Genomic DNA, 23,589 nt, shown 5'->3' on the forward strand with positions numbered 1-23,589 from the left:
CTATGACACCGTGTCAATATATAAACATTTTTAATTCTCAAATGATATTAGTATCTTATTTGATTCATTTCTTTTAGAATGGAAGTAGAATATTTTTAGATAATTACGAAAGAGTGAATAATAATGACAGATAATGAAAGATTGTTGGATATCAAAAATGGTTATAATTTTCGCGATATTGGTGGTTATCCTACCAAGGATGGTCGAACTACTAAATGGCATAAAGTGATTCGATCTGGTAATTTAGCGGAGCTAGATCAAGCTGACCAAAACTATCTTCAAAAATATGGCATTACTAACGATATTGATTTGAGATCAAAGATGGAAAGAGACTCAGAACCAGATTTAGTCCCAGAGGGCGTTAAATATTCTAAAAACCCCATTTTTGAACAAAAAGAAAGACGAACTGCAGATGTAATGAAAGAGCTTTACTCTGAAGACCCTACGGTTGGTAAACTACACATGAAACATGTCTATGAAAACCTAATCGAAAGTCCAATTGCACGTAATTCTTACCGTAAGTTATTTCAAATTCTTTTAAAAGACTCAAATGGTGGATCAATAATTCACTGTTCACAAGGTAAAGATCGCACTGGAATGGGCATCGTAATGCTATTATTCGTGCTAGGCGTTGATGAAAAAGATATCAAGGAAAATTATTTAGAATCAGCTAAACAAATGGTTCCATACGTGCAAAAGAAGATTAAAGAGTATGAACGTTATGATATTAATAATATCTGTAAGGAAAACATAACTGCCCTTTACACGGTATCAATTGATTATTACAATGCTGCCATGGGTAAAATTAAGGAACTATATGGAAACATGGATAACTTTATCCACGAATACCTTGAATTGAGCGATGAAGATATCGCAACATTAAGGAATGAATACCTAACTAAATAAATCACTATTTATGGAGGGATAATGATGTCAAAGCATAGTAAATTACCATTCATTTTGGGAATTCCAATTGCTGCTGCAGCTGGGACTTTCGCATTGAGTGAATACTTTTTTAAAATTGGAATGGCACGGCGAACCAAAAAGCCACGCCCATCCAGAACACTATTGCCATATGCTAAAGAATATTACCGTTGCTTAAATTGGTATCGTAAAATTCCAAAACAAACTTGGTACAACTCAGATGCAGATACAAACGAAACCATGGTTGCGGATTTCATTCCTAATGAAACTCCCACTAAAAAAACGGTTATCATTGCCCACGGTTATAATGGGACTCGTGAGACCATGTCTGGATACGCTAAAATGTACTACGACATGGGCTTTAACGTATTGCTACCAGATGATCGCGGTCATGGTGAAAGTGCCGGTAAATACGTCAGCTTTGGTTGGTTAGATCAAAAGGACTACCTCGCTTGGATCGATAAGTTAATTAATCAAATTGGTGAAGATAGTAAAATCTTGTTGTTCGGAGTCAGTATGGGAGCTGGAATCGTTTCAATGCTGAGTGGTGCAGAGCTACCGCATCAAGTTGAGGCAATCATTGCCGATTGTGGATACTCAAGCGTTCGTGCGGAACTGAAGTACCTACTAAAATATAGATATAATCTTCCAGAATATCCTTTTGAGGCCCTTGTCAGTTCGATCAATAAACGCCGTTTGGGATACTATTTAAATGATGCTTCCACTACCAAACAATTGAAGAAAAATCACCTACCAATTTTAATTATTCATGGAAGCGAGGACACTTACGTTCCGACTTTTATGGCATATGAAAATTACAGCGCTTCTGATTCACCAAAACAACTATGGATTGTAAACGGTGCTAAGCATGCTGAAAGTTTTTGGAAAAAACCAGTTGAGTATCAAAAACGCGTTAGCGATTTTTTAAAAACCTATTTCAACTAAAAAAAATAACCATTCACAAATGTGAATGGTTATTTTTTTAATTGAACCGATATGCTTTAATATCCGCTTTATGTTGCGTAATAAATTGAAGTTGATTATCAGTTGAAAGCTTTAAAATGGTATAAATCTTACCTAATTCAGGAATTGAAACCTCAATCGAACTTTTATCAATGTAAAAAATAAACTTTCGTGCAGGATGGTCCAATAAATTAGATAAGTCGCTTGCCCCACTCAATTGGCTAAATGGTTGCGAAATCGTAACGTTATTCTGTTGATTATTTTTACCATTGGAAAAGACATTTACATTAGTCGTAGTATCACTTTGAATCATTGAAAAAACATTTTGTTGGACTGGCTTTTTAAATGTCACCACAATTTTGCTACTCGTATTAGTTCCAGTTAGCGTTAAACCCTTACTTTTTTTCTTATGGTAGAAAAGACTGTTATTAGGTTCAACTACCTTTTCATTTAATACCCCATTTTGCAAAGTTAAAATGCGAGGTAGGGTAAACGAACCAATATGATAATTATTGTTGGCTTTCATAAAGTTGTCATAACCACGGTTCCAGTTACCAATCCAACCAATCATAATGATCTGCTTTCCTTCTGGGTCCATTGGTTCGTAGTTAGCAGCATAATCATCCGACCCATTATCGATTCGCCGAACGGTTTTACTATCTGCAATAAATAAACCGTCATCATTAATATGACCAACTTGGTAGTATAGCCCCTTACCATTATTACCACCATCCCCACTAAATAGTAGGACTGATTTTTCTTGATGGGTAGCATAATCATAAACATTTCGAATTACGTTAGGACATTCTAACATGCTAGGGGCTGTATCATTCATTGCTGGATTAAATGACGCGCTATTACCAATATCCTTCCAAGTGTTCGCCGATCCATCTGGACTAGTAAAAGTCCGAATCTGATCGCCCCCACCGTTGGAATCACCCTGAGCAATATACATTACGATTTGATTTTTATTTGCATCCCATAGCACCTTCGGATCACGAAACGCACCGCCTTGACTAAACTGTGTCATTACAGGCGCATTTTGTGCTGGTTGAAAATTAACACCACCATCGACCGAGTATGCTTCGTAAACATTCTGGCGTCCCTGCGTAAAACCGGTAAAGAACGCCAACATTGCATTGGATGGCAAATTTTTATTAACAATATGACCATTTTGATCATTCATCATTACGGAACCAGTCGCTACGGATTCCCATCCACCAGTATTCCGTGGAATTGCAATCCCACGATTAACAAACGACTTAAAATCTTTCGTTTGGACTAATGCCCATTCTGTATTACTATCAACGTTTTTTTGATCATTAGATAGATAGTAGATATTCCAAACATTTCCGACCTTTATAATTGATTGAATATCATTCATAAATCCAGTTGGAATGTTGTAATGATAACGTTGTGTAAAAGTATTTTTATTTAACAGGTTGTTTGATGCTGTTTCAATCGTGCTAACTGAATCTTGATTGACGTAATAAAGGTTATTATTATACATCGCAGGAACCTTATCTTTAACTAGATAATCAGCAGTTTGCACCTGCGTATTATCACTTACTAACGAATCAGTAACGTTATCATTAACTGGATTATTATAAAGCTTAGTATCAGAATCAATATAAGAATCATTGAACTGCTTTTTCAAAACAACTCCATTAACAATGTTAGTGGCGGATTGAATAATTGAATTGGCAGCATTTTGACCTAACGGTACGGCATTCATTGGATCAGTCGCAATTGTATTATTGGCAGCGTTAGCAGAAACACTAAATTGACTTTGTTGCTTTTTATCAACTTGACCAACTATCTGAGAGCTAGCAAATGCAGCGCTATTGACTTGTGATTGGGCAAGTTGAACAGCACTCTGGCCAAAATTAAACGTGGGAATAATATCAGCAGCGGCAGGGCTAGTTAAGGTAGTATCTGTTTCAATGAACGAAAATAATGCGAATGTAGAAGCAGAAAAAATTAACCATTTTAAATTACTTTTAATCTTATATCGATATTTTAATTTCATTTTAATTCCCACCCTTACTGTTAATTACTTAGTGCTCTGTGAAAACGGACTCGTCATGTTAGTCGCCGTATTGGTCGTTGTCCCACTAGTACCCGTGGTATCGGCAAATGTACTTGCCGTAAGGGCCCCCTGTGGCAAGATCGAGTTTGCAACGACACTCGTGGTATCACCATTAATGTTGATCATAAAACTAGGGGCAAATGTAGCATGACCCCCACGTAACTTTGCATCCCCCGCCTTAGTCATATAACTAGTTACGACCAAGTTATTGCTATCAGGGTTATTAATCACAAAGTAAGAGTAGGTAAACCTTCTATTATCAGGGTTTAATTCAGTTGATGAAAGAACCACTCCACTACCACCATTCAATGGCTTGTATGGACCTGTCAACTTATCAGCAACGAACCCTAGCATGAAGATTCCCTTTCTACTGATGGTCCCCTTCAATAGATGGGTCCCACGGGTATCGGTGAATAAATACCACTTACCATTCTTCTTAAATAAGTTTGGTCGTTCTGTTTCATCATCAACCCCGTTGAAAGTCACCAATGGCTTCATGACCTTCTTAACGGTGTAGTTATTGTTTAACTCAAGGATTCCCAACGCACCATTTGTATATTGATTTCTAAGGCCGTTCCAAGTATTGCGATTCTTAACCAACTTCTTTTGGACCTTTTTTTGATACTTCTTGCTGCCACCAATATTAGCATAATTATAGTTATTATTGTCACTATAAGCAGCTCCGCTGAACTTAGTCCCAGTATTCCCCTCAAAGACCAAGTATTTATGCCCGTTATCTTCAATGTAATGGGGATCACGAAGCGTAAAATCATCAGCGGTATATTGAAGGGCTTCTCCAACCGTTTGATCTGCATTTTGATAGTATTTACCATCACCGAAGAAAATCGTCTTATGATCAGTAGTTGCACTGTGATCAATACTCAATCCATTACCAGTAGCATCTATTTTTAGCTTAGCAGTTGCCAAAACTTGTTGGTTATGGCCATTTCCACCATGCTTTTTGGCACCAGAAAATGCAGTGTAGAATAACCGCACGTGGTTAGCATCTTGCAGAACGGAAGAACCAGACCATTCATCGGTTTGGAGTTTCAGATACTTGCTCTTTCCATCACTTCCATCTGTCCGAGAGGTAAATACTTTCCCGCCGTTGTACCATGATGAGATATCGCTGGTGTCAGTCCCGATCTTTTGATAGAACATGTAAATCGCAGCACCAAATTCAGCTCCGTTATCCTTATTAGTGGTAGGATCGTCAGCCATTGCGAAGACGACGTGATAACCATTGTAATTTACTAAGTTACCCTTCCCATCTTGAAGTGGCCAACTATCCCAGACGTCCAATTGATCAGTTCGATCTTTATGGAGTCGATTCGTGATTCTCGCATTCGTTATATCAGAAATCGCAACGTTTTTGAAGCTAGGAACTTGATTCTTAGTTTCCTTAGCCGCAGCTGGAATTTTCTTCATATTATACCGAGTGTAGTGATTAGTTCCGTAGGTATCACTAAAAGTAATTGGTTTAGTAGTCAACTTGCTAGCATCAACATAAACTTTCTTGCCATCATAATTAGTAACGACCTTCCCAGAAGTGGCGTCAGTCTGTACTAACACATTATGATCCATAAGTTTACCAGCAGCCTTATCTGAGTCTGCACTCTTATAATATTGGGCTCCCTTTTGAGCGTACTTAAAACCAACCTTAGATAATTTAGTTCCTTGGATGTAACCGTGCTTAGTTCCATATGAATTTTTATAAGTTACTTTCATCCATTTAGAAAAACCACGCCCCTTGCGCGTCACCTTAGAATTACGCCCTAAATATGACAAAGGAGTGCTGTTAGCATCAGCCTTAGTATATAAAATTGCAGAACTATTGACGTAATAAGTATTCGTAGAGTACTTTAATTCATGATAACCATAAAAACCACCAGCAACTAAGATTGCCACTAGTGCAACCGAGGCGCCACTAATCCAATATTTCCAATGGCCCCGACGGTCCTGTTGACTTCTTTTTTGCAACTTGTTCATCTCCGTTAATTAAACTTTTTAACTAACCTATATTAACATATAAAAAGTACTGCTTCCCAGTATATATCCAAAAGCTAATAATCTTAATAATTATGCACTAGTAGCTGCTCGTAACTGCTGATTTGATTAACCATTCACCATCTACTTGTTTAAATCGGATTCGCATTTGAAGACTGAAATCCCCCCGCATGCCATAAATTTTTGCACTAACCACGTTGCGACAAGTTAAAGTCCCCTGATCATCGATCCGCACGCTTTCTTCTTGATGGGAATAATAGGTCATTGAATGGTCTTCAATTGCTGCTATCCATTCCGGTTTCGTTTGTTTAATTCCGGTCATATGGGTCAATACAAAATCATCAGCTAAAATTTGCTTTAACAATAGGATGTTGCTAGTTACCATTGCTTGGTATAGTTCGCGGTACTTGGTAATAATGGCGGTGGTGATATCGTTCATAGTGATGCCTCCTTAAAAATATTAATTAGCTGAGAAATAACGTTTAACGCCCCTTTTCCATAAATAATATGAAAAATATAATAATATAATTGTAATTATAATCAACGGGGCAAATAGTGATGCTAAGTGAGCAAGCGTCATATTATTCTGATTTAAATAAATAATTCCGTTGGATAATGGTAATACTGGAATTAAGTTGGTTAAAATCATTCTGATGGGCTTGGGATAAATTGCTGCTGGTCGATTAGCAGCATCAATTAGATATTCTGGAACCCCGTTCAATGCGGTCATATTATCCTTCCAAAATGCAACTTCAACTACGATTTGGTTGATAGCAAAAACAAATAAAACACTAACTACGTAGAACAATAATATCAAAAGATAACTAGACTGGGGTTCAAACCTAATTAGTAGGTAAATCGTCAGGGGTAAATAAACCATTAAATTGATCAAACTGGGGAAATCTAGTTTCCTTAGGGTGTAATAAAAGTATGAATTCGTCGGGTAGAGCAACGGATAATCTAAATTGCCCTCAATAATATCTTCAGACAGCGATTCATGGGCGCCAATAAATAAAAATTGGTAAGTGTATGTAATCGCACTCAAGCTAATAATCAAAAGTTGATACTGAAGATAACTCAACCCGCCGATCGATTCAGTCAGTCCATAATAAATTTTGCCGGCTAGCAGCTCAATAATGGTAAACAAAAATCCGAATAACACAACTAGAACAGAGGTCGTTCGATAAACTATAAACTCCTTGAAGCTTTGTCGTGCTAATGAAAGGTAAAGCTTAACCGTCATAACCCCACCCCCTCAAACGTTGCGAGTCCGCTTTTAAACAGCCGCATGGAAAAGAATTTAAAGATGCCGAACCAAAATAGTGAAACAATGCCATATTCTATTAGCATTCCTACATTTGAATTTACCATGATCAACGCCTGAATATAGTCACTAGAAACTAACGCAATCGGGGAAAAACGAAAAAGCTGGTATAGGGTCTCTGGTAAAACCGTTAACGGAAAGAGTAGCCCGCCAAAAAACAAATAAAAAGCATTAATCATTGGTCGTAATGGCCACATTTGAATTACCCAAAATGACAGCGTCCCTACGATAAACATCATTTCATGCCAAAGCAGTAATGAGATGATTAGGTACCCAATTAGTAATCCGAACGTTAATAAGTTTAGTTCTGAAAAGATTAACATTATGAATAAAAAGGAACTAATGAAAATAACTTTGGAACCAACAAAGTCAGAAAGGCTTTCCAAATTAATGCTAATTGGCCTTAAAAGAAGGACGCTTAATTTCCCAGATTTTACCTTAGCGGATAGTTTAAAAACTGGTTCAAAGGTAAAAATAAGTGATAGCATTCCCGTAAGGAGTAAGTATTTAAACATTTCTGATTTATTATAGCCGTTTATGTTCCCGTTACTTGTGCTATAAATGGCGTTCCACATAAAAAAAGATAGCGAAAGTTGAATAATCCTGGATAACAAAGAAATGATAAAGTTAGAACGATAAATGATTGAATTTAAGAAACTAGCCTTAGCACTAGTTAGATACTTCACTTTCACCACCCCTAAACATTTGATAAATTGAATCCTCTAGCGAAGGCTGTTTAATGTTAACGTTATCGATCTGATCCAGGTTAAGCGTAATGGAGCCCCCATTAGAATAGTTAGTTACAACATAATTACCATCAACATCGGTCTTAACTTGAGCATCTTCATAACTAGTAATTGGGTTGCCACCCTTTGCCCTAACCACGATTTGTGGATCAATTTGTTTTTGGAGGCTCTTCAAATTATCAATGGACCCGTTAAATTTAATCTGGCCATCCAATAAAACCATGATTCGATCTGTAATTGCTTTAATATCTTGCATTTGATGACTAATTATTAGAACCGTTGTACCATCAGATTCATTTAATTGGTTTATAAAGTCATAAAGTGCATACTGACTAACAATGTCCATTCCCAATGTCGGCTCATCCAAAATTAAAATCTCTGGGCCGTGTAATAAAGAAGCAATTATCTCTAGCTTGGTTCGTTCACCTAAGGAAAGTTTTCTAACCGGTGTGGAGGCTACGCTTTGCAAATTAAACATCTTTAAGTATTGATTCAATCGCTGGTCGTATACATCATCAGCAATTTTATAAATCGATTTAATTACCCGAAACGTATCAAGCGCTGGCAAATTCCAATTTAATTGACCCTTTTGTCCCATCACGACCCCAATTTTTTGCAAAAAGGAATTATTATTAGTATCTGGAATGGTACCAGCCACCTTGATCATCCCATTTTGGGTTTGAATGATTCCAGTCATTAACTTAATTAGAGTTGATTTTCCCGCACCGTTCGGCCCCAATAAACCGACTTTTTCACCCTTTGCAATTTGAAATGAAATTCCCTTTAAAACTGATTTCAAAGTATACTTACGTGAAAAGAAGTCCCTTAGATTATTTTTTAGCCCCACCTTTTTATTAAAGATTTTATACTGGTAGCTAAGATCACTAATCTGTACATACGACATATCCGGCCCTCCCTTCTAATAATTAGCTTATAATATTATAACTTAATTTTAATTTTTTCAACACAAAAACGGCAAGCATAACCGAATATGCTTGCCGTTTTAAGTTAATCATGATTATTTTAATAAGCCCACGCGCTTCAATACTTCATCTGCCCGGCGGATGTGGTAGTGGTAATCAAAAGCATCTTCGATATCTTCCTTTGAAAGGTGACTAGTGATTTCCTTGTTGTTTTCAACTAATTCCTTGAATGGTAAGCTTTCGTCCCATGACTTGGCAGTCAATGGTTGTACCAAGTCGTAGGCAGCTTCTCGTGCCATCCCACTATCGATCAACTTAAGCATTACCCGTTGGCTGTAAATTAAACCATGGGTAATTTGCATGTTAGCCTTCATCCGATCTGGGAAGACGGTTAGGTCTCTCAAGATGCCAGTGAAACGATGTAACATGTAATCCAATAGGATGGTGGTATCTGGCATGATGATTCGTTCAGCGGATGAATGGGAAATGTCCCGTTCATGCCATAATGGAACATCTTCGTAAGCAGTAACCATGTGGCCACGAACGACCCGTGCTAAACCACAGATGTTTTCTGAACCAACTGGGTTACGCTTATGTGGCATTGCGGAAGATCCCTTTTGACCAGCATTGAAGTGTTCTTCAACTTCGTGGACTTCTGAACGTTGGAGCCCCCGAATTTCAGTAGCAAATTCTTCCAAACTAGTGGCGATCAAAGCGAGCGTGCCAACGTAATCAGCATGTAAGTCCCGAGGCAAAATTTGGCTCGAAATTTCTTGTGCTCGGATGCCCAACTTGTCACAAACGTATTCTTCAACAAATGGAGGAATGTTTGCAAAAGTTCCAACGGCACCAGAAATCTTACCAGCTTCAACTTCACGCGAAGTTTCTTCAAAGCGCTTTTGGTTCCGCTTCATTTCTGAATACCAACGAGCGATCTTAAGCCCAAAGGTGGTTGGTTCGGCTTGCACCCCGTGGGTCCGCCCAATCATAACCGTGTCCTTGTACTTAACTGCTTGTTTAGCAATCACGTCAATTAATTCTTGAATATCTTTTCTTAAAATTTCGTTTGCTTGTTTGAAACGAAGTCCATATGAGGTATCAACAACGTCAGTACTGGTAACCCCAAAGTGAACCCACTTCTTTTCAGGTCCTAATGATTCTGATACATTTCTAGTAAATGCAACGACATCATGATGGGTCACGGCTTCAATTTCTGAAATCCGCTTTTCATCAAATTTGGCGTTCTTTCTAATCTTTTCTACATCTTCAGCAGGAATGTGGCCTAATTTTGACCAAGCTTCATCAATCGCAACTTCAACTTCTAACCAAGCTTTGAACTGGTTGTGCTTAGACCAGATTTGGCCCATTTCACTTCGTGTATATCGATCTATCATTAGTTTAATCACCTTTTATTTAAATTTCGATTTCCGCCATTATTATACCACATTAATCGCTAATTTTCGGAAAAAAGTGAATATTATTCTTGAAAATGTTTAATATTAAATTAAATCCGAACTTTATTTTTTAAAAAAGGGGCATTGTTCTTGATTTTTATTTTTTTAATGGTAAAATCTTATAGGTTGCTTAAATTTAATAGCAACCCAAAAAATTCTACGAGGTGTTTATATGTCATCAATTGTTATCGTTGGAAGCCAATGGGGAGACGAAGGAAAGGGAAAGATTACTGACTTTTTAAGTCAGCGCGCTGACATGATCGTTCGCTACTCCGGTGGTGACAATGCCGGTCACACTATCGTTATCGACGGGAAAGAACTCCACCTTTCCTTAATTCCTTCTGGAATCTTCTTCAATGATAAGTTGAGCGTAATTGGGAACGGGGTCGTTGTGAACCCGAAATCCTTGCTCAGCGAATTGAAATATCTTAATGATAATGGAATTGATACTGATAACCTTCGCATCTCCAGTAGAAGTCATGTAATTATGCCTTATCACATTTTATTCGACGGCTTGCAAGAAAAGCTCAAAGACGAAAAAATTGGCACTACTAATAAAGGAATCGGTCCGGCCTACATGGATAAGGTCGAACGAATCGGAATTAGAGTGGCGGACTTAATTGATAAGGATACTTTTGCTGAAAAATTACACCAAGCCCTCAAGATTAAAAACCAATTCTTGACCAAGTTATTCGACGAAGAACCATTGAAGTTCGATGATATCTTCGATGAATACTACGAATATGGTCAACAAATTAAGAAATACGTTGTTGATACTTCATTATTAATCAACGATGCCTTAGACGCAGGCAAACACGTTTTATTCGAAGGTGCGCAAGGGGTAATGTTAGATGTCGATCATGGGACCTACCCATTTGTTACATCATCCAATCCAATTGCTGGTGGTGCTGCAGTCGGTGCTGGTGTGGGGCCTAGTCGGATCAACGAAGTCATCGGGGTTTGTAAAGCCTACACTTCCCGAGTTGGTGATGGTCCATTCCCAACCGAACTTCATGATGAAGTTGCCGATCGGATTCGTGAAATTGCTCATGAATACGGTGTCGTTACTAAACGGCCCCGTCGGATCGGTTGGTTAGACGCCGTTGTTTTACGTCATGCTAAACGGGTTTCTGGATTGACTTATCTTTCCTTGAACTGTTTAGACGTGCTTTCTGGTTTAAAGACCGTCAAAATTGCTACCAAGTACAAGGTTGACGGCGAAGTGATTGAAAACTACCCTGCTAATAATTCCGTTCTTGAACGCTGTGAACCAGTGTATGAAGAACTTCCCGGATGGGACGAAGACATCACCAAGTGTAAGACGGTCGATGAACTCCCAGTAAATGCTCAGAATTATTTAAAGCGGGTCAGTGAACTTGTCGGCATCAAACTTGATACTTTTGCCGTGGGTCCCGACCGTGATGCGACTAACATCATGATCAATGCATGGGATACTGCTGACAAGTAATCATTATTGTTGCAATTGTTTTTTAGAATTATGGAGGCGTTCAAATGAGAGTATTTGACTATGAAGACATCCAATTAATCCCTAGTAAATGTATTATTAAAAGTCGGCACGATGCCGATACGACCGTTAAATTCGGTCCTAAGACTTTTAAATTACCAGTCGTTCCTGCCAACATGCAAACTGTAATCAACGAAGAATTAGCAGAATGGTTAGCATCTAACGACTACTTCTACGTAATGCACAGATTCCAACCTGAAAAGCGGGCTCAATTCATCAAGGATATGCAAGCAAAGGGGCTTTTCGCATCAATCAGTGTTGGAATTAAGGACAGCGAATACGACTTTATCGATGAATTAGTGAACGAAGGCTTAAAGCCTGAATACATCACCATCGACGTTGCGCATGGTCATTCTGATTATGTAATTAAGATGATCAAGTACATCAAGGAAAAGATTCCATCAACCTTCTTGATTGCTGGTAACTTAGGAACTCCCGATGCCGTTCGTGAAATCGAAAACGCCGGCGCTGACGCAACTAAGATCGGAATCGGACCTGGGAAAGCTTGTATCACTAAGCTAAAGACTGGTTTCGGAACTGGTGGTTGGCAATTATCCGCCCTCAAGTGGTGTTCAAAGGCTGCTAGAAAGCCAATCATTGCTGATGGTGGTTTAAGAACTAATGGTGACATTGCCAAGTCAATTCGCTTTGGTGCTACCATGACCATGATTGGTTCCCTCTTTGCGGGTCACGAACAATCACCTGGTAGTGTTATTACCATTGATGGTAAGCAATACAAGCAATACTGGGGTTCTGCTTCTGACACCCAAAAGGGTGAATACAAGAACGTTGAAGGCCGTCAAATGTTGATCCCTTACCGAGGCGACATTAAGGACACCCTTCGCGAAATGCAAGAAGATTTACAATCATCAATTTCATACGCTGGTGGCAAGGATATTTCTGCGATCAAGACTGTGAACTACGTGGTTTTAGACTCAGATGATTAAGATATGAAAAAAGCTCACCAATGCCGAATGGCGTTGGTGAGCTTTTTGGTTAGAATTGTTTATTATTTTATTCAAATTATAATTTAGTAATTAATTGGTCATTATCTACCTGTGACTTTCCCTTTTCAAGCCACTTTAAATTAGCAGGATTACAAAGAACGTATTGATTTTCTAACATGTTGTTATATTCAACTTCAGAAATTAATACGGCGTTTTTATTATCTTTACGAGTAATAGTGATCGGTCCAAAACTATCGGTTGCTTTATCCATGTACATCTTTAATTGTTTACTAAAGTTAGAATAAGTTGTTGATTCCATCACTAATCATCCCTACTAATTTATATTGTGACTCATTTTGTAAAAATGAGATCAAAAATCATATTAATATCATTATACCAAAAAAGCCCACATCCACATCGGATTGGGCTTTTTCATATTTCAATTCATAAAATCTATTTCAATAACTTCGCAATGCCCTCTGGTAGTGCTTCCAACTTACCATCTAAAACATCATTCAAGTCATTTGATGGTACGTCTAGTTCACCAGCCTTAATGAGGTCTTGAACCCCGATTACAAAGCCAGCAGTTTGTTCATCCAAACCGCTCTTCAGCAATTCTTGCTTGTAAACATCATCGGTCAATGGCACTGGTGAAATTTCTTGGCCAGTCCCATCGGTCAAGAAGTCAACTAATTGTGGGTATGAAATTGGCTTACCACCGAATTCATAAACCGCCTTTGGATCATCTAATGTTAATACCTTGGCAGCCCCAGCAGCGTAATTTTCTTCGCGGGTCCAACCAACCTTGCCGTCTTCAGCAGAATATGGGAAATTACCCGTTTTAAGGGCCATTTGGATGGTCCCTAAATCATTTTGTAGGTACCAGTTATTACGCAAGAAAGCATGCTTAATGCCCGATTCCTTGATCCATTGTTCAGTCTTCTTGTGGTCTGCAGCCAAAAATGATTCAGCATGGTCCGCATCTGGGAAACTAGTGTAGGCAATGAATTGAACCCCAGCTTGCTTAGCAGCGTTGACCACGTTATGATGTTGTTCGTCCCGAGGCATTCCAGGGCCTGGTTGGGAAGAAACGAATAGCAACTTGTCGATTCCCTTAAATGATTCATTCAATTGCTCTGGCTTAGTGTAATCGGCTGGCCGAATTTCGGTCCCCGCTGGAAAAATATCCTTAGCCTTATCAACGTTTCTGACCAACGCAACGATGTCTGATGCGTCAACTAATTCTGCTAATGATTTGAATGCGGCTTGGCCAAAATGACCAGTTGCTGCGGTAATTCCATATTTCATAGTTAGTGGCTCCTTATTAATATAATTGATGTCTTTATACTAACTTACTTTTTGTAAGCCTGCAAGCATTTTAGCCAAAAAAAAGCGTCGGATCAGATCCGACGCTCATAATGAATTTAAATTTTAGATTAGTCCTAAATCTTAGTACCAACCGTGGCTTTGCCAGAATGCCTTAGCAGCAGCCCATGAACCGTAACGAGAAGCTACGTATGAATCAGCAACCTTTTCTTGGTTAGCAGCTGAGTAGTCACCGTTAAGGTATGATGAAGATAATTGATACTTACCAACGTATTGACCGTTAGTAGCAGTGTATGAACCACCAGATTCACGGTTAGCGATCCATGCCTTAGCGGATGCATCGTCACTTGAAGTAGTGGTAGTAGCAGCAGTGTTGTTGCTAGTAGTAGCAGCTGCAGTATTAGCACTGTAGCTTGAACTAGTAGTAACAGTATTTGCTTGGGTGTTAGCGTAACTACTTTGAGTAGCACCACTAGTTTGTGGAGTAGTTGCACTTTGTGTTGCAGTAGCAGTTGTGTTTCCGTTATCTGGTAAGTTCAATCTTTGACCAACGTAAATGATTGAGTTGTCATTTAAATCGTTAGCTTGTTCTAGGGCTGTTAAGTCAACGTTATATTGACGAGCAATACCCCAAAGAGTATCTCCTGATTGAACAGTAACCTTAGTAGAAGCATCGGCATTAACAGCACCGACACCAGCGACAAATAATCCAGCAGCAACAGTAGTTGAAGCTAAAACCTTCTTTAAATTCTTATTCCGTAAGATAAAAATCTCTCCTTCTATATAAAACATAATCTGGATATCGTTTCCTTGATATCGTTTTCTGGATCGTTTACATGAAAACAGCTAATCTGATTTGATTAACTGTGAGTATTCTACCTACCAGGTGTTACACCAAAATATCGTGAATATTAAATAAACGGGGTGTTTTTGTAATATTGTAACAGTTTTGTAACAATTAGTTGTTTTTTCATTGTCATTGCTGACTATAAATCAGCCTAAAATATACATTTTATTTATGCATTTTTGCATATTTTGTAATATTTCTACTTTTTAAATTTATTAAAATCCTTATTTAATCAGTTTTTAATAAAAACACTTAATCAAAAACTGTATATTTTACGTAAATAGTATGTAAAATATCGTTATCGAGAGAATGAAAAACGATAGCATGCTAAGTATTAACAACATGCTATCGCTCAAAAGGAATATTTAGTTAATAAATCATTTGAATTTATTTTTGAACGGGGTTTAAATGCTTGATTCCAATCCCAGTATAAGCTGAAATAATGGAAAAAACGGGTGATAATAAACTAACAAATACAAATGGTAGGTAGTGAATCGTAGGAACCCCTAATGCATTAGTAGCAAATGCTCCAGCGACCCCCCATGGAATTAAATAGTTAATAACCGTTCCCCCATCTTCAAGAGCCCGACTTAATGCCACTGGTGCTAAGTTATTTTCAGCAAACGTCTTTTTAAAAGCGTTCGCAGGTAAAATAATCGATAGGTATTGTTCACCAATAAAGATATTGACCCCGATACAAGTAGCGATCACAGTCGTGATTAAATTACCTTCTGTTTCAAGTTTGTCAGTTAATGGTTTGATTACGGCATCTACAATCCCAAGATGCATTAAAATCCCACCAAGGGCTAGGGCCACAAAAATCAATGACATTGTTCCCATCATTCCTGAAATGCCACCGCGGGTCAATAATACATCAACCTGTGGATTGCGTGTATGCGCAATGTAGCCGCTTTGAATTACGTTATTCAGTTTGACTAGGTTCAACCCAGGAGTTTGAACCATCCCAATAATAGAAGAAACAATAATGTTAATAAATAAAGTGGGGATGGTTGGAATCTTGGACCATGAACAAATAAAAAGCAGTAGGACTGGGATTGCTGCCCAAAATGAAATGGTAAAGTTTTGATGAAGTGTTAACACGGTATCTTGGATACGGCCCAAGTTAGCCTCTCCATTTCCATGACTCATAAAAGCATAAATAAAGAATGCCACAATACTAGCTGGTAAAGTTGACCACATAATGTTTTTAATGTGGGTAATCAAGTCCGCATCAGAGACTGCGGCGGAAAGGTTATTCGTTGCAGATAGTGGTGACGATTTATCACCAAATACGGCACCAGAGAGGACCGCTCCAGCAACCATCGCTGGATTGATCCCCATCGTCAGGCCAATTCCCATGAACGCAATCCCTAAAGTAGAAATAATGGTAAATGCACTTCCAATGATCGAACCCACCAGTGCACACACCACGAATACTGATGGTAAGAACCACCGAATGCTAATTAATTTGAAACCAAAAACCATTAAACTTGGGATGATTCCAGTAGCAATCCAAACCCCAATCAATGAGCCAATTAATAGAAAGATAAATAATGGTACAATCCCATTTTTAATTCCAATCACGAAGCTTTCATGAATATCATCCCATGAAAAGCCTCGTAATTTAGCCCAAAAAATTAATAGCATAATCCCCATTAAAATCGGCACTTCAGGACTAATCTTTAATCCGATGATTCCGAAAGCCATAATTGATAATAGTACAAATAATACTAAGATGCCCTCTTTCAATCCAATGGTTGGTCGTTTCTTTTCCATAACAATAACAAATCCCTTCTATATTTAAACAAACAAAAAGTCCCAATTACAAATTAATGTAATTGGGACGACTTTTATACCGTGGTACCACCCGATTTAATAGCCACAACAAAGTAGCTATTCACTCATTAGATGGTAACGGATCTAATTCCGATTAATAACGACGCTTAATTCCGGTATTTCGAATTCATTATCCTGATCGGTTCGCAGCAACCACCGACTTCCTGACCCCCAGACAATGCTCTACTTAAATGGAATTTAAATTATTCTTAATTGATTTATTAAAAATATTAGCATTTCTTAATCTGGATGTCAATTTAATTTTTAGCTGATCTCTGCAATCTTTTTTTCAATGAATTTGGCTAACATGGGTTCAGGAAAAATACCAGAGACCTTTTCAACACCCTTACCATCCTTAAAGACAACTAGGGTCGGAATGCTAAAGACCTTATATTTTTCAGCGATATCTTGGTTATCATCGACGTTAAACTTGGCGAATTGAACGCGGTCACCATATTCGGCTGCTAAGTTTTTGATAATTCGATCCATGATCTTACAGGGCCCACACCATGGTGCCCAAAAATCAACGATCGTTAATGGTGCAGCGACGCCTTCTGAAAAATTATCACGGGTTAGTTTATTGATCATTATTAACAGGCCCCCGTTTCTTTCTAACAACATGAATAATCATCGTAATGATTACCGTTAATAATACAATTCCACTAAAAAGTAGTGGTGGAATTTCAATATCGATTGCAGGAATTGAAATAAATAGCTTAATTGCAATGATTCCAATCAAGACATAGGCCATTGACTTTAGTTCTGGAATCTTCTTCATTAATATCATAATTACTTCAGCTACCCCACGCATCGATAAGATTCCAATCATCCCACCAATCAATACAATCACTGGGTTCGGTGAAACTGCTAATGAAGCTAGTACTGAATCAACTGAAAAGACGATGTCCATCATTTCAATTTGAATTACTACCATCCAAAATAACTTTCGATGATTCTTTGGATCAGTCGAATGTGTCTTTTGCGTCCGTTGTTTCTTTTTGCCATGGCTTGAGAAATGTTTGTAAACCAGATAAACCAAGTACAAACTTCCAATTACCTTGATTTCCCAAAGATGAATCAAGAACGTTCCCAATCCAATCACTAAGAACCGAAAGATGTAAGAACCCCAAATTCCATAAAATAGTGACTCTTCTTGGAGTTTCTTAGTTGGTAACGACTGCGTCTGTGCAGCTAATACCACCGCATTATCAACAGATAATAAACACTCTATCAAAACCAACGAAAGTATAACGAGCCAATCACTCCCCGATGTAATAACTGAAGTCCAGTTATGGGGGTCAAAGAATGGCCCATACATTTTAGACAATATATCCAGCATTGATCTTCCCTTCATTTTTAATTAATAACAAAATATACAAAATACTAAATAAATTATATTACAAGTAATCCCTAAATAGCTAGTCTAATAGTTTAATTATTATTCAAAGCTTGCAGATCATAACGACTCAAATCATATTGTTTAATGACACTAATTAACTTTTTAGCATACTGTGGATCAGTAGCATAAGTATTCTTTTGTAATAAATTAGCAGCCTTAACATAACTAGTAACGTTTTCTTCTTTTATGAAATGAGTCTTAATTGATTTATCATGATCCTTAATCGCAGCCTCTAAGGTTGGATATTTTCTAAATTGAGCAGCAACCGTAATTTTTTTACCATTCACGTACTCAGTCGTGTCATATGAAATCGATTGCCCATTGTATGTTCCCTTGATTCCAAATGGATTTTTAGCAACCTGGTACAGTTTGGAATTACCCCAGTCGGATTCCAAAATGGCCTGAGCAATTACAATACTAGGTAGCACATGAAAGTTATTTTGATAAACCTTTATTGCTGGTTCCGCAATTGTCTTTGCAAACGTTCTACGCTGCTTAATCTGTTGAATCTGCTCTGAGGTCAATACGTTGCTTGACTGTGATTGTAGTTGTTGTTTATTTTCTAACTTATTACTAATCTTTCTAACTGCAAATCCGAATACAAGGACAGCTAAAATTACGATAATGATCAAAATCGCAATCATCCCCCTGCCTCGCTTCTTACTATGCTTAGCATCACTGAGTTGACCCTTTTTTTGCTTTAACGGATTAGTTCTTGGTGTAAACTTTTTATCATTTTTATTATTCACTTATTTTCCCCTCTATCAATCATGCTTTTGAACAGCAACCTTTATTATAGTAATAAATTAGCTAAACGGAAACAAAATTTTACTTTTTTTCAACTTTTTTATAAAAATCACACCAAAACCATACTTTGATAAACTATAATAATAGGTAATTATAAGATAAAGGAAAGATGATTTTGATAACAACCCAGATGGTCAATAATAAGTTCAACTGGATAAGAGTGGAAAATCCGGATGAAAAAGATCGTGCTAAGCTCCGTGATACCTATCAAATTAGACATGATATCTTAGATTATGCGATGGATATTCATGAGCGACCCCGTGTTGAGTTCGATGAGGAAAATAACTACCGTTTATTTATCTACGATTCGCCAATCCAACCTCGATTTAAGGGTGACATTAGCATTGAACCCGTTGGTTTATTAATTAGCGACCATATGTTGTTTACTTTCACCAGAAAAAGAACTGAGTACGTGGTCCCACTAATTACTTCAATTATTAATAACCCTAATATTAAGGATCCGAACTTCATTTTTGATCTTATTTTAGAAACCATGTTTCAAATTACGATTAAATTTTTTGATTATATTAATGCTGCCAATCGAGATCGTACTAACATTCAAACCCATTTAACGCACCAAGCTAATCGGGATTCAATCAATCAGTTGTTAGGACTGCAGACCAAAACGGTTTATTTTCTTACGGCGCTCACTTCAAATCAGGAAATGCTTTCAACGGTCCAAAGAACCCTAAAGGGTCAATTGACAGAATTTCAAAGTGATCGATTAGAAGATATTGTCATTGAAGCGAACCAGGGACTTTCAATGGCCCAGGTCTCAAGCAGTGTTACCCGTGAAGTTGCAGATGCATATTCTAACCTACTCGATAGTAACCTAAATGCTACGATGAAGTTCTTAACAATCTTTTCATTAATTTTATCGGTTCCCAATATCGTGTTTGCGTTTTATGGAATGAACGTTAAGCTTCCATTTGCAGAATCACCAATTGGGTGGATCATTTCAATTTTAATTTCCGTCATTATCTGTGTTCTCATTTGGATTATGTACCACAAACATTTTTCATAAAACAAAAAGGAGTCTTTTAAGTGCAATTACTAAAAAGAATTAATAAAAATTGGCTAATTGTAATTGTTTTGTGGCTAGTAGCTGTTTTTTTCGCCCTAGCTAAATTACCAAACGTTACAGATTTAATTACTAACTATGGTCAACCAAAATTTAACCAATCATCACAGGTTATGAAGGCTGAACGATTACAAAATTCATGGGGCCATGGATTAGCAAACTCAACAACCTTAGATGTTGTTTACAATAATCCTAACGGTAAGATCAATAGTAACCAACAGGATCGAATCGATACGGTCACTCACAAATTGCAAAATAATCACAGCCTTGGCATTAAACAAATTAGCTCCATTAATAATAGCCCTAATGGTAAATTACAATTATTTTCTAACGATCAAACTACTCAGATCGTGAAGGTAACTGTTGATAAAGCTTATTTAACATCCAATGCTTTGGTTAGTAAGTTACAAGAACAAATGAATGTTTCAGGATTAAATACATACGTTACTAATCCTGCCTTAATTGAAAATGCCAACGCTCAAAAATTAGCTAGTGCATCTAAAACATTCATGTTGATTGCGTTTGTAATTGCAATCGTATTAATGATGATTTTCTTCCGTTCAATCATCGCACCAGTCATTTCAGCAGTGACCCTGTTAATCACAGAGCTAACTGCACTTAGCTTGATTGGTAATTTAACCATTCATAAAAACTTCTTGTTTTCAGAATTAACCCCATTGCTAATTACTTTGATCACCATCATTTTAGGCAGTATTTTTAATTTTATGATCATTAAGGCAGTCAGTGAGGAAAACAGCAGCCATCGGGATTCATTCAACGCCACTTCAAGTGGATTGGGACGGGTCGCTCCTTCGATTATCACAGTAAGTTTAGTCTTAGCAATTGGGTTTGCTGGTCTTTACTTCGTTCCATTCTACCCATTAAAGGCTCTAGCATCCCTATCAATCGTATTCTTGATTCTACTGGTCGCTGTCTTTACGATCAACCCAATCTTCACTAGTTTGATGGGGCCTGAATTGATTTGGCCACGCCATAACCCAATCAATGTTGAAAATCACCGTTTCTGGCATCAATTAATGCGCCTATCGTTATGGCAACCATTCGTAGGAATCATTCTTGTTGCTTACATTGTAGGACCATTTGCATATTCTTATCGGAATAACGTTACCTATAGTGATTTAGATAATGCTAAAAGTAGTCAACAAGCTGCAGTCGGGGCACGCATCCTCCAGGCTCACTTTAGCCAAGGAAAGGCCACTCCGATCACTATCTATATCCATAATAATCAAGCGTTGAATCAACAGGATAATCTTGAAAAAATCGATTCACTAACGACTAAATTAAAGTCAGTTGATAACGTCAATGCTGTTTATTCCGTTACCCAACCTAGTGGGGTACCAATCAATAAATATTATGTACAAAGCCAACTCAATAGTATTACCAGAAAGATTGACCAAGCTCAGGTTAGCTTAAATCAAACCATCAAGCAGGCAAATGAGGGCCAAAAGGATATCGATCCGGATGGATTAACATCTGAAATTAGTACGGTTAGCCAATTAAAATCGGCTGCGAGTGAGTTAATTGCAGAAAACAGTCAGTTATCGAGTCAACTTTCGGGAACGGCATCGCGTTCCAGTATCGCTAATCGAAGAACTGCATCTCGCAACATCCGTGACTATCAAAATGAAGTTAATGATTTAAATAACACGATTTCAAGTGCCGCCTCAAGCTTGAGTTCCATTCAAGCAAAGGGCCAACAAATTGCTAACTCCACGGACAGTATTTCCACTAAGCTCAATCGATACGCATCCAAACTGCAAGAAGCTAAAGATATCTTTAACGGAATTAGTACTGCTACCAAGGCCGTTAACCAAAAGCTTGATTCAATTTATGATTATTTGGATGGACTGGCTAAGAGTAGCGTCGGGGCAGTTTATTACATTACCCCTAATCAACTAGCCGATACTGATTTCCAACAATCACTTTATAACTATAATAGTGCCAATAACAAGACCACTAAAATAACGGTGATTCTACAATCAGATCCGACTAACGCTAAGCAAACTGCTCAAACGATCGATAATATCCAAACGAATATCGATGTAATGTTACAAGGCACCCCATTACAAAACTCAGAAGTTGCAATTGCTGGACAACCAGCTCAACAAACCCAACTGAAATCAAACTTTGCAAAATACGGCATTATGAGTATCACTTTAATTACCCTCTTCGCATTAATTGTGTTATTCATCATTAGTCGTTCCATCTTACACCCGATTTATTGGGTAGGTGCATTTGCACTTAGTTTAATAACTGGGTTACAACTAACTAACCTAACGACTAGTTATGCAATGGGCATTGATCGTACCAGTTGGGAAACCTTAATTATTAGTAGCACCGTCTTAGGGACTGTGGCGCTATTAGAAATCGCATGGATTGCAATTCATTATCGCAATCGAGAATTGCCATTCTTCGAATCACTTGCCGATGTGATGGATGCATTAGGACAAATCATTCGCTACTTCGCTGGATTTACAATCTTAGTCGGACTAGCATTGATTAGCGTTGATATTCAAGCAATTAGGCAGGCTGGAATCTTCATCGTTTATGGAACGATTATTTTTAACATTATCTTCCCAATCCTAGCAATCGCATTAAGTAAGTTAGCTGAACAAATCCCCACTACCAAAAATAAAGACTAATTTAGAAACCAAAAGACCCCGTAGTAAATTACTACGGGGTCTTTTTATGTTAATCCTAATCCACCGGCACGACTTGATATACTGGATCGTTATTATCATCTAAATAGCCATAAAGATAGTTCTTTTTTTGTTTATCAAAATAGCCTAAATTAAGCATTGTATGTCCATCGATATTTTCAATCCCATGAACAGCTTGGTTTAAAAAGCGGTGTAATTTGCGCATTGTTTCTTGACGCTGATCTGTCCGTTCTACAGCAGCCCTAAGGGTATATCCTTGATCTAAAAATTCCTTAATCAAACCAATCCTAAGGAGGTTTGGAAAATCGTATACCCGCGAGCTGCTTTCATCATGGCGATTTGATTGAATAAAACCCTTTTGATCCCAGTAACGTAATTGACGTGGCGACACATTACAAATCTTACTTACTTCACCAATTCGAAAAATTAATTTATGGATGTCAATGGGGCTAATAAACTTATGGTTGCAATTCATACGCATTATCTCCATTCGAATATATATAACAATACTTTATCATATTATGATGAAATTAAACTAGTATTTATGATAAACACAGTTAAATTACAGCCTTGTTATATGATTTAACTGACTTGCAAAGACCGTGTTATATTTCTGTAACATAAAATTGGTAATCTTATAACTGTTGATTTAAACATTATAAATAAATAAATAAATAATAAAACCAGAAATCGAAAGGAATTAACTTAGT

General features: G+C 37.5%; 21 protein-coding genes. 6 read left to right on the forward strand and 15 right to left on the reverse strand.

The window, feature by feature from the left end; translation table 11 throughout:
* Nucleotides 1-123: 123 nt before the first annotated feature.
* Complete coding sequence (locus ACSVI6_RS00475; RefSeq protein ID WP_491716774.1) at nt 124-906, forward strand: tyrosine-protein phosphatase; 783 nt, start codon at nt 124-126, stop codon at nt 904-906.
* 21 nt (nt 907-927) lie between these two features.
* Entirely contained in the window at nt 928-1,869 is a 942-nt protein-coding gene (locus ACSVI6_RS00480; protein WP_491716775.1) for an alpha/beta hydrolase, read from the forward strand.
* Between the two features lie 37 nt (nt 1,870-1,906).
* On the opposite strand, the gene ACSVI6_RS00485 is transcribed toward ACSVI6_RS00480, so the two are convergent.
* The 7 genes from ACSVI6_RS00485 to purB form a co-directional block, all read right to left on the reverse strand.
* A complete protein-coding gene (locus ACSVI6_RS00485; RefSeq protein ID WP_491720718.1) occupies nt 1,907-3,916 on the reverse strand; it encodes a glycoside hydrolase family protein in 2,010 nt (669 codons plus the stop codon).
* Between the two features lie 24 nt (nt 3,917-3,940).
* Complete coding sequence (locus ACSVI6_RS00490) at nt 3,941-5,956, reverse strand: glycoside hydrolase family 68 protein (RefSeq protein ID WP_491720719.1); 2,016 nt, start codon at nt 5,954-5,956, stop codon at nt 3,941-3,943.
* Between the two features lie 106 nt (nt 5,957-6,062).
* Nucleotides 6,063-6,422 (reverse strand): nuclear transport factor 2 family protein, encoded by a 360-nt coding sequence (locus ACSVI6_RS00495; protein WP_491716778.1) that lies wholly within the window; start codon nt 6,420-6,422, stop codon nt 6,063-6,065.
* 21 nt (nt 6,423-6,443) lie between these two features.
* Entirely contained in the window at nt 6,444-7,226 is a 783-nt protein-coding gene (locus ACSVI6_RS00500) for an ABC-2 family transporter protein (protein WP_491716779.1), read from the reverse strand.
* Entirely contained in the window at nt 7,223-7,993 is a 771-nt protein-coding gene (locus ACSVI6_RS00505) for an ABC-2 family transporter protein (RefSeq protein WP_491720720.1), read from the reverse strand. The genes ACSVI6_RS00500 and ACSVI6_RS00505 overlap by 4 nt, the downstream gene beginning before the upstream one ends.
* The gene (locus tag ACSVI6_RS00510; protein WP_491720721.1) at nt 7,977-8,957 is read right to left on the reverse strand and encodes an ABC transporter ATP-binding protein; all 981 of its coding nucleotides are present in this window, start codon (nt 8,955-8,957) and stop codon (nt 7,977-7,979) included. The genes ACSVI6_RS00505 and ACSVI6_RS00510 overlap by 17 nt, the downstream gene beginning before the upstream one ends.
* Nucleotides 8,958-9,071: 114 nt before the next feature.
* Nucleotides 9,072-10,370, reverse strand: coding sequence for an adenylosuccinate lyase (purB, locus tag ACSVI6_RS00515; protein ID WP_491720722.1), 1,299 nt, complete (start codon nt 10,368-10,370; stop codon nt 9,072-9,074).
* A gap of 232 nt (nt 10,371-10,602) precedes the next feature.
* Between purB and ACSVI6_RS00520 the strand changes: the two genes are divergently transcribed.
* Nucleotides 10,603-11,898: an adenylosuccinate synthase gene (locus ACSVI6_RS00520; protein WP_491719795.1), complete on the forward strand. Its 1,296-nt coding sequence runs from the start codon at nt 10,603-10,605 to the stop codon at nt 11,896-11,898.
* Nucleotides 11,899-11,942: 44 nt separating this feature from the next.
* Nucleotides 11,943-12,902, forward strand: coding sequence for a GMP reductase (locus ACSVI6_RS00525; protein WP_491716784.1), 960 nt, complete (start codon nt 11,943-11,945; stop codon nt 12,900-12,902).
* Between the two features lie 76 nt (nt 12,903-12,978).
* Here ACSVI6_RS00525 and ACSVI6_RS00530 read toward each other — a convergent pair whose 3' ends face one another.
* The 7 genes from ACSVI6_RS00530 to ACSVI6_RS00560 form a co-directional block, all read right to left on the reverse strand.
* On the reverse strand, nt 12,979-13,221 hold the full coding sequence (locus tag ACSVI6_RS00530) for a type II toxin-antitoxin system Phd/YefM family antitoxin (RefSeq protein ID WP_491719797.1): 243 nt from the start codon (nt 13,219-13,221) through the stop codon (nt 12,979-12,981).
* A gap of 134 nt (nt 13,222-13,355) precedes the next feature.
* On the reverse strand, nt 13,356-14,210 hold the full coding sequence (locus ACSVI6_RS00535) for an SDR family oxidoreductase (protein ID WP_491716791.1): 855 nt from the start codon (nt 14,208-14,210) through the stop codon (nt 13,356-13,358).
* A gap of 141 nt (nt 14,211-14,351) precedes the next feature.
* Nucleotides 14,352-15,020 carry an aggregation-promoting factor gene (gene apf, locus ACSVI6_RS00540; RefSeq protein WP_491716792.1) on the reverse strand — a complete coding sequence of 223 codons (669 nt, stop codon included), beginning with the start codon at nt 15,018-15,020 and terminating at the stop codon, nt 14,352-14,354.
* A gap of 442 nt (nt 15,021-15,462) precedes the next feature.
* Nucleotides 15,463-16,851, reverse strand: a complete 1,389-nt coding sequence (nhaC, locus tag ACSVI6_RS00545; protein WP_491720723.1) for a Na+/H+ antiporter NhaC — start codon at nt 16,849-16,851, stop codon at nt 15,463-15,465.
* A 324-nt stretch (nt 16,852-17,175) separates the two neighbouring features.
* Nucleotides 17,176-17,499, reverse strand: coding sequence for a thioredoxin (gene trxA / locus ACSVI6_RS00550; RefSeq protein ID WP_491719801.1), 324 nt, complete (start codon nt 17,497-17,499; stop codon nt 17,176-17,178).
* Nucleotides 17,489-18,250, reverse strand: coding sequence for a TerC family protein (locus ACSVI6_RS00555; RefSeq protein ID WP_491717263.1), 762 nt, complete (start codon nt 18,248-18,250; stop codon nt 17,489-17,491). Before ACSVI6_RS00555 ends, trxA begins: the two co-directional genes overlap by 11 nt.
* Before the next feature lie 92 nt (nt 18,251-18,342).
* Entirely contained in the window at nt 18,343-19,059 is a 717-nt protein-coding gene (locus ACSVI6_RS00560; RefSeq protein WP_491720724.1) for a glycoside hydrolase family 73 protein, read from the reverse strand.
* Between the two features lie 167 nt (nt 19,060-19,226).
* Between ACSVI6_RS00560 and ACSVI6_RS00565 the strand changes: the two genes are divergently transcribed.
* Both ACSVI6_RS00565 and ACSVI6_RS00570 read left to right on the forward strand, forming a co-directional pair.
* On the forward strand, nt 19,227-20,141 hold the full coding sequence (locus ACSVI6_RS00565; protein ID WP_491720725.1) for a magnesium transporter CorA family protein: 915 nt from the start codon (nt 19,227-19,229) through the stop codon (nt 20,139-20,141).
* A gap of 20 nt (nt 20,142-20,161) precedes the next feature.
* Nucleotides 20,162-22,861 carry an MMPL family transporter gene (locus ACSVI6_RS00570; protein ID WP_491720726.1) on the forward strand — a complete coding sequence of 900 codons (2,700 nt, stop codon included), beginning with the start codon at nt 20,162-20,164 and terminating at the stop codon, nt 22,859-22,861.
* 55 nt (nt 22,862-22,916) lie between these two features.
* Here ACSVI6_RS00570 and ACSVI6_RS00575 read toward each other — a convergent pair whose 3' ends face one another.
* The gene (locus ACSVI6_RS00575; protein WP_491716798.1) at nt 22,917-23,360 is read right to left on the reverse strand and encodes a MerR family transcriptional regulator; all 444 of its coding nucleotides are present in this window, start codon (nt 23,358-23,360) and stop codon (nt 22,917-22,919) included.
* Between the last annotated feature and the right edge of the window lie 229 nt (nt 23,361-23,589).

The sequence above is a fragment of the Nicoliella sp. ESL1106 genome (assembly GCF_058509965.1).

What these genes read in the sequence shown, in the direction of transcription:
- ACSVI6_RS00575 (WP_491716798.1), bottom strand. Translation starts at nt 23,360, where the DNA reads ATGCGTATGAATTGCAACCATAAGTTTATTAGCCCCATTGACATCCAT.
- ACSVI6_RS00565 (WP_491720725.1), top strand. Translation starts at nt 19,227, where the DNA reads ATGATTTTGATAACAACCCAGATGGTCAATAATAAGTTCAACTGGATA.
- ACSVI6_RS00535 (WP_491716791.1), bottom strand. Translation starts at nt 14,210, where the DNA reads ATGAAATATGGAATTACCGCAGCAACTGGTCATTTTGGCCAAGCCGCA.
- ACSVI6_RS00555 (WP_491717263.1), bottom strand. Translation starts at nt 18,250, where the DNA reads ATGCTGGATATATTGTCTAAAATGTATGGGCCATTCTTTGACCCCCAT.
- ACSVI6_RS00510 (WP_491720721.1), bottom strand. Translation starts at nt 8,957, where the DNA reads ATGTCGTATGTACAGATTAGTGATCTTAGCTACCAGTATAAAATCTTT.
- trxA (WP_491719801.1), bottom strand. Translation starts at nt 17,499, where the DNA reads ATGATCAATAAACTAACCCGTGATAATTTTTCAGAAGGCGTCGCTGCA.
- ACSVI6_RS00475 (WP_491716774.1), top strand. Translation starts at nt 124, where the DNA reads ATGACAGATAATGAAAGATTGTTGGATATCAAAAATGGTTATAATTTT.
- nhaC (WP_491720723.1), bottom strand. Translation starts at nt 16,851, where the DNA reads ATGGAAAAGAAACGACCAACCATTGGATTGAAAGAGGGCATCTTAGTA.
- ACSVI6_RS00520 (WP_491719795.1), top strand. Translation starts at nt 10,603, where the DNA reads ATGTCATCAATTGTTATCGTTGGAAGCCAATGGGGAGACGAAGGAAAG.
- purB (WP_491720722.1), bottom strand. Translation starts at nt 10,370, where the DNA reads ATGATAGATCGATATACACGAAGTGAAATGGGCCAAATCTGGTCTAAG.
- ACSVI6_RS00500 (WP_491716779.1), bottom strand. Translation starts at nt 7,226, where the DNA reads ATGACGGTTAAGCTTTACCTTTCATTAGCACGACAAAGCTTCAAGGAG.
- ACSVI6_RS00480 (WP_491716775.1), top strand. Translation starts at nt 928, where the DNA reads ATGATGTCAAAGCATAGTAAATTACCATTCATTTTGGGAATTCCAATT.
- ACSVI6_RS00485 (WP_491720718.1), bottom strand. Translation starts at nt 3,916, where the DNA reads ATGAAATTAAAATATCGATATAAGATTAAAAGTAATTTAAAATGGTTA.
- ACSVI6_RS00495 (WP_491716778.1), bottom strand. Translation starts at nt 6,422, where the DNA reads ATGAACGATATCACCACCGCCATTATTACCAAGTACCGCGAACTATAC.
- ACSVI6_RS00530 (WP_491719797.1), bottom strand. Translation starts at nt 13,221, where the DNA reads ATGGAATCAACAACTTATTCTAACTTTAGTAAACAATTAAAGATGTAC.
- apf (WP_491716792.1), bottom strand. Translation starts at nt 15,020, where the DNA reads ATGTTTTATATAGAAGGAGAGATTTTTATCTTACGGAATAAGAATTTA.
- ACSVI6_RS00525 (WP_491716784.1), top strand. Translation starts at nt 11,943, where the DNA reads ATGAGAGTATTTGACTATGAAGACATCCAATTAATCCCTAGTAAATGT.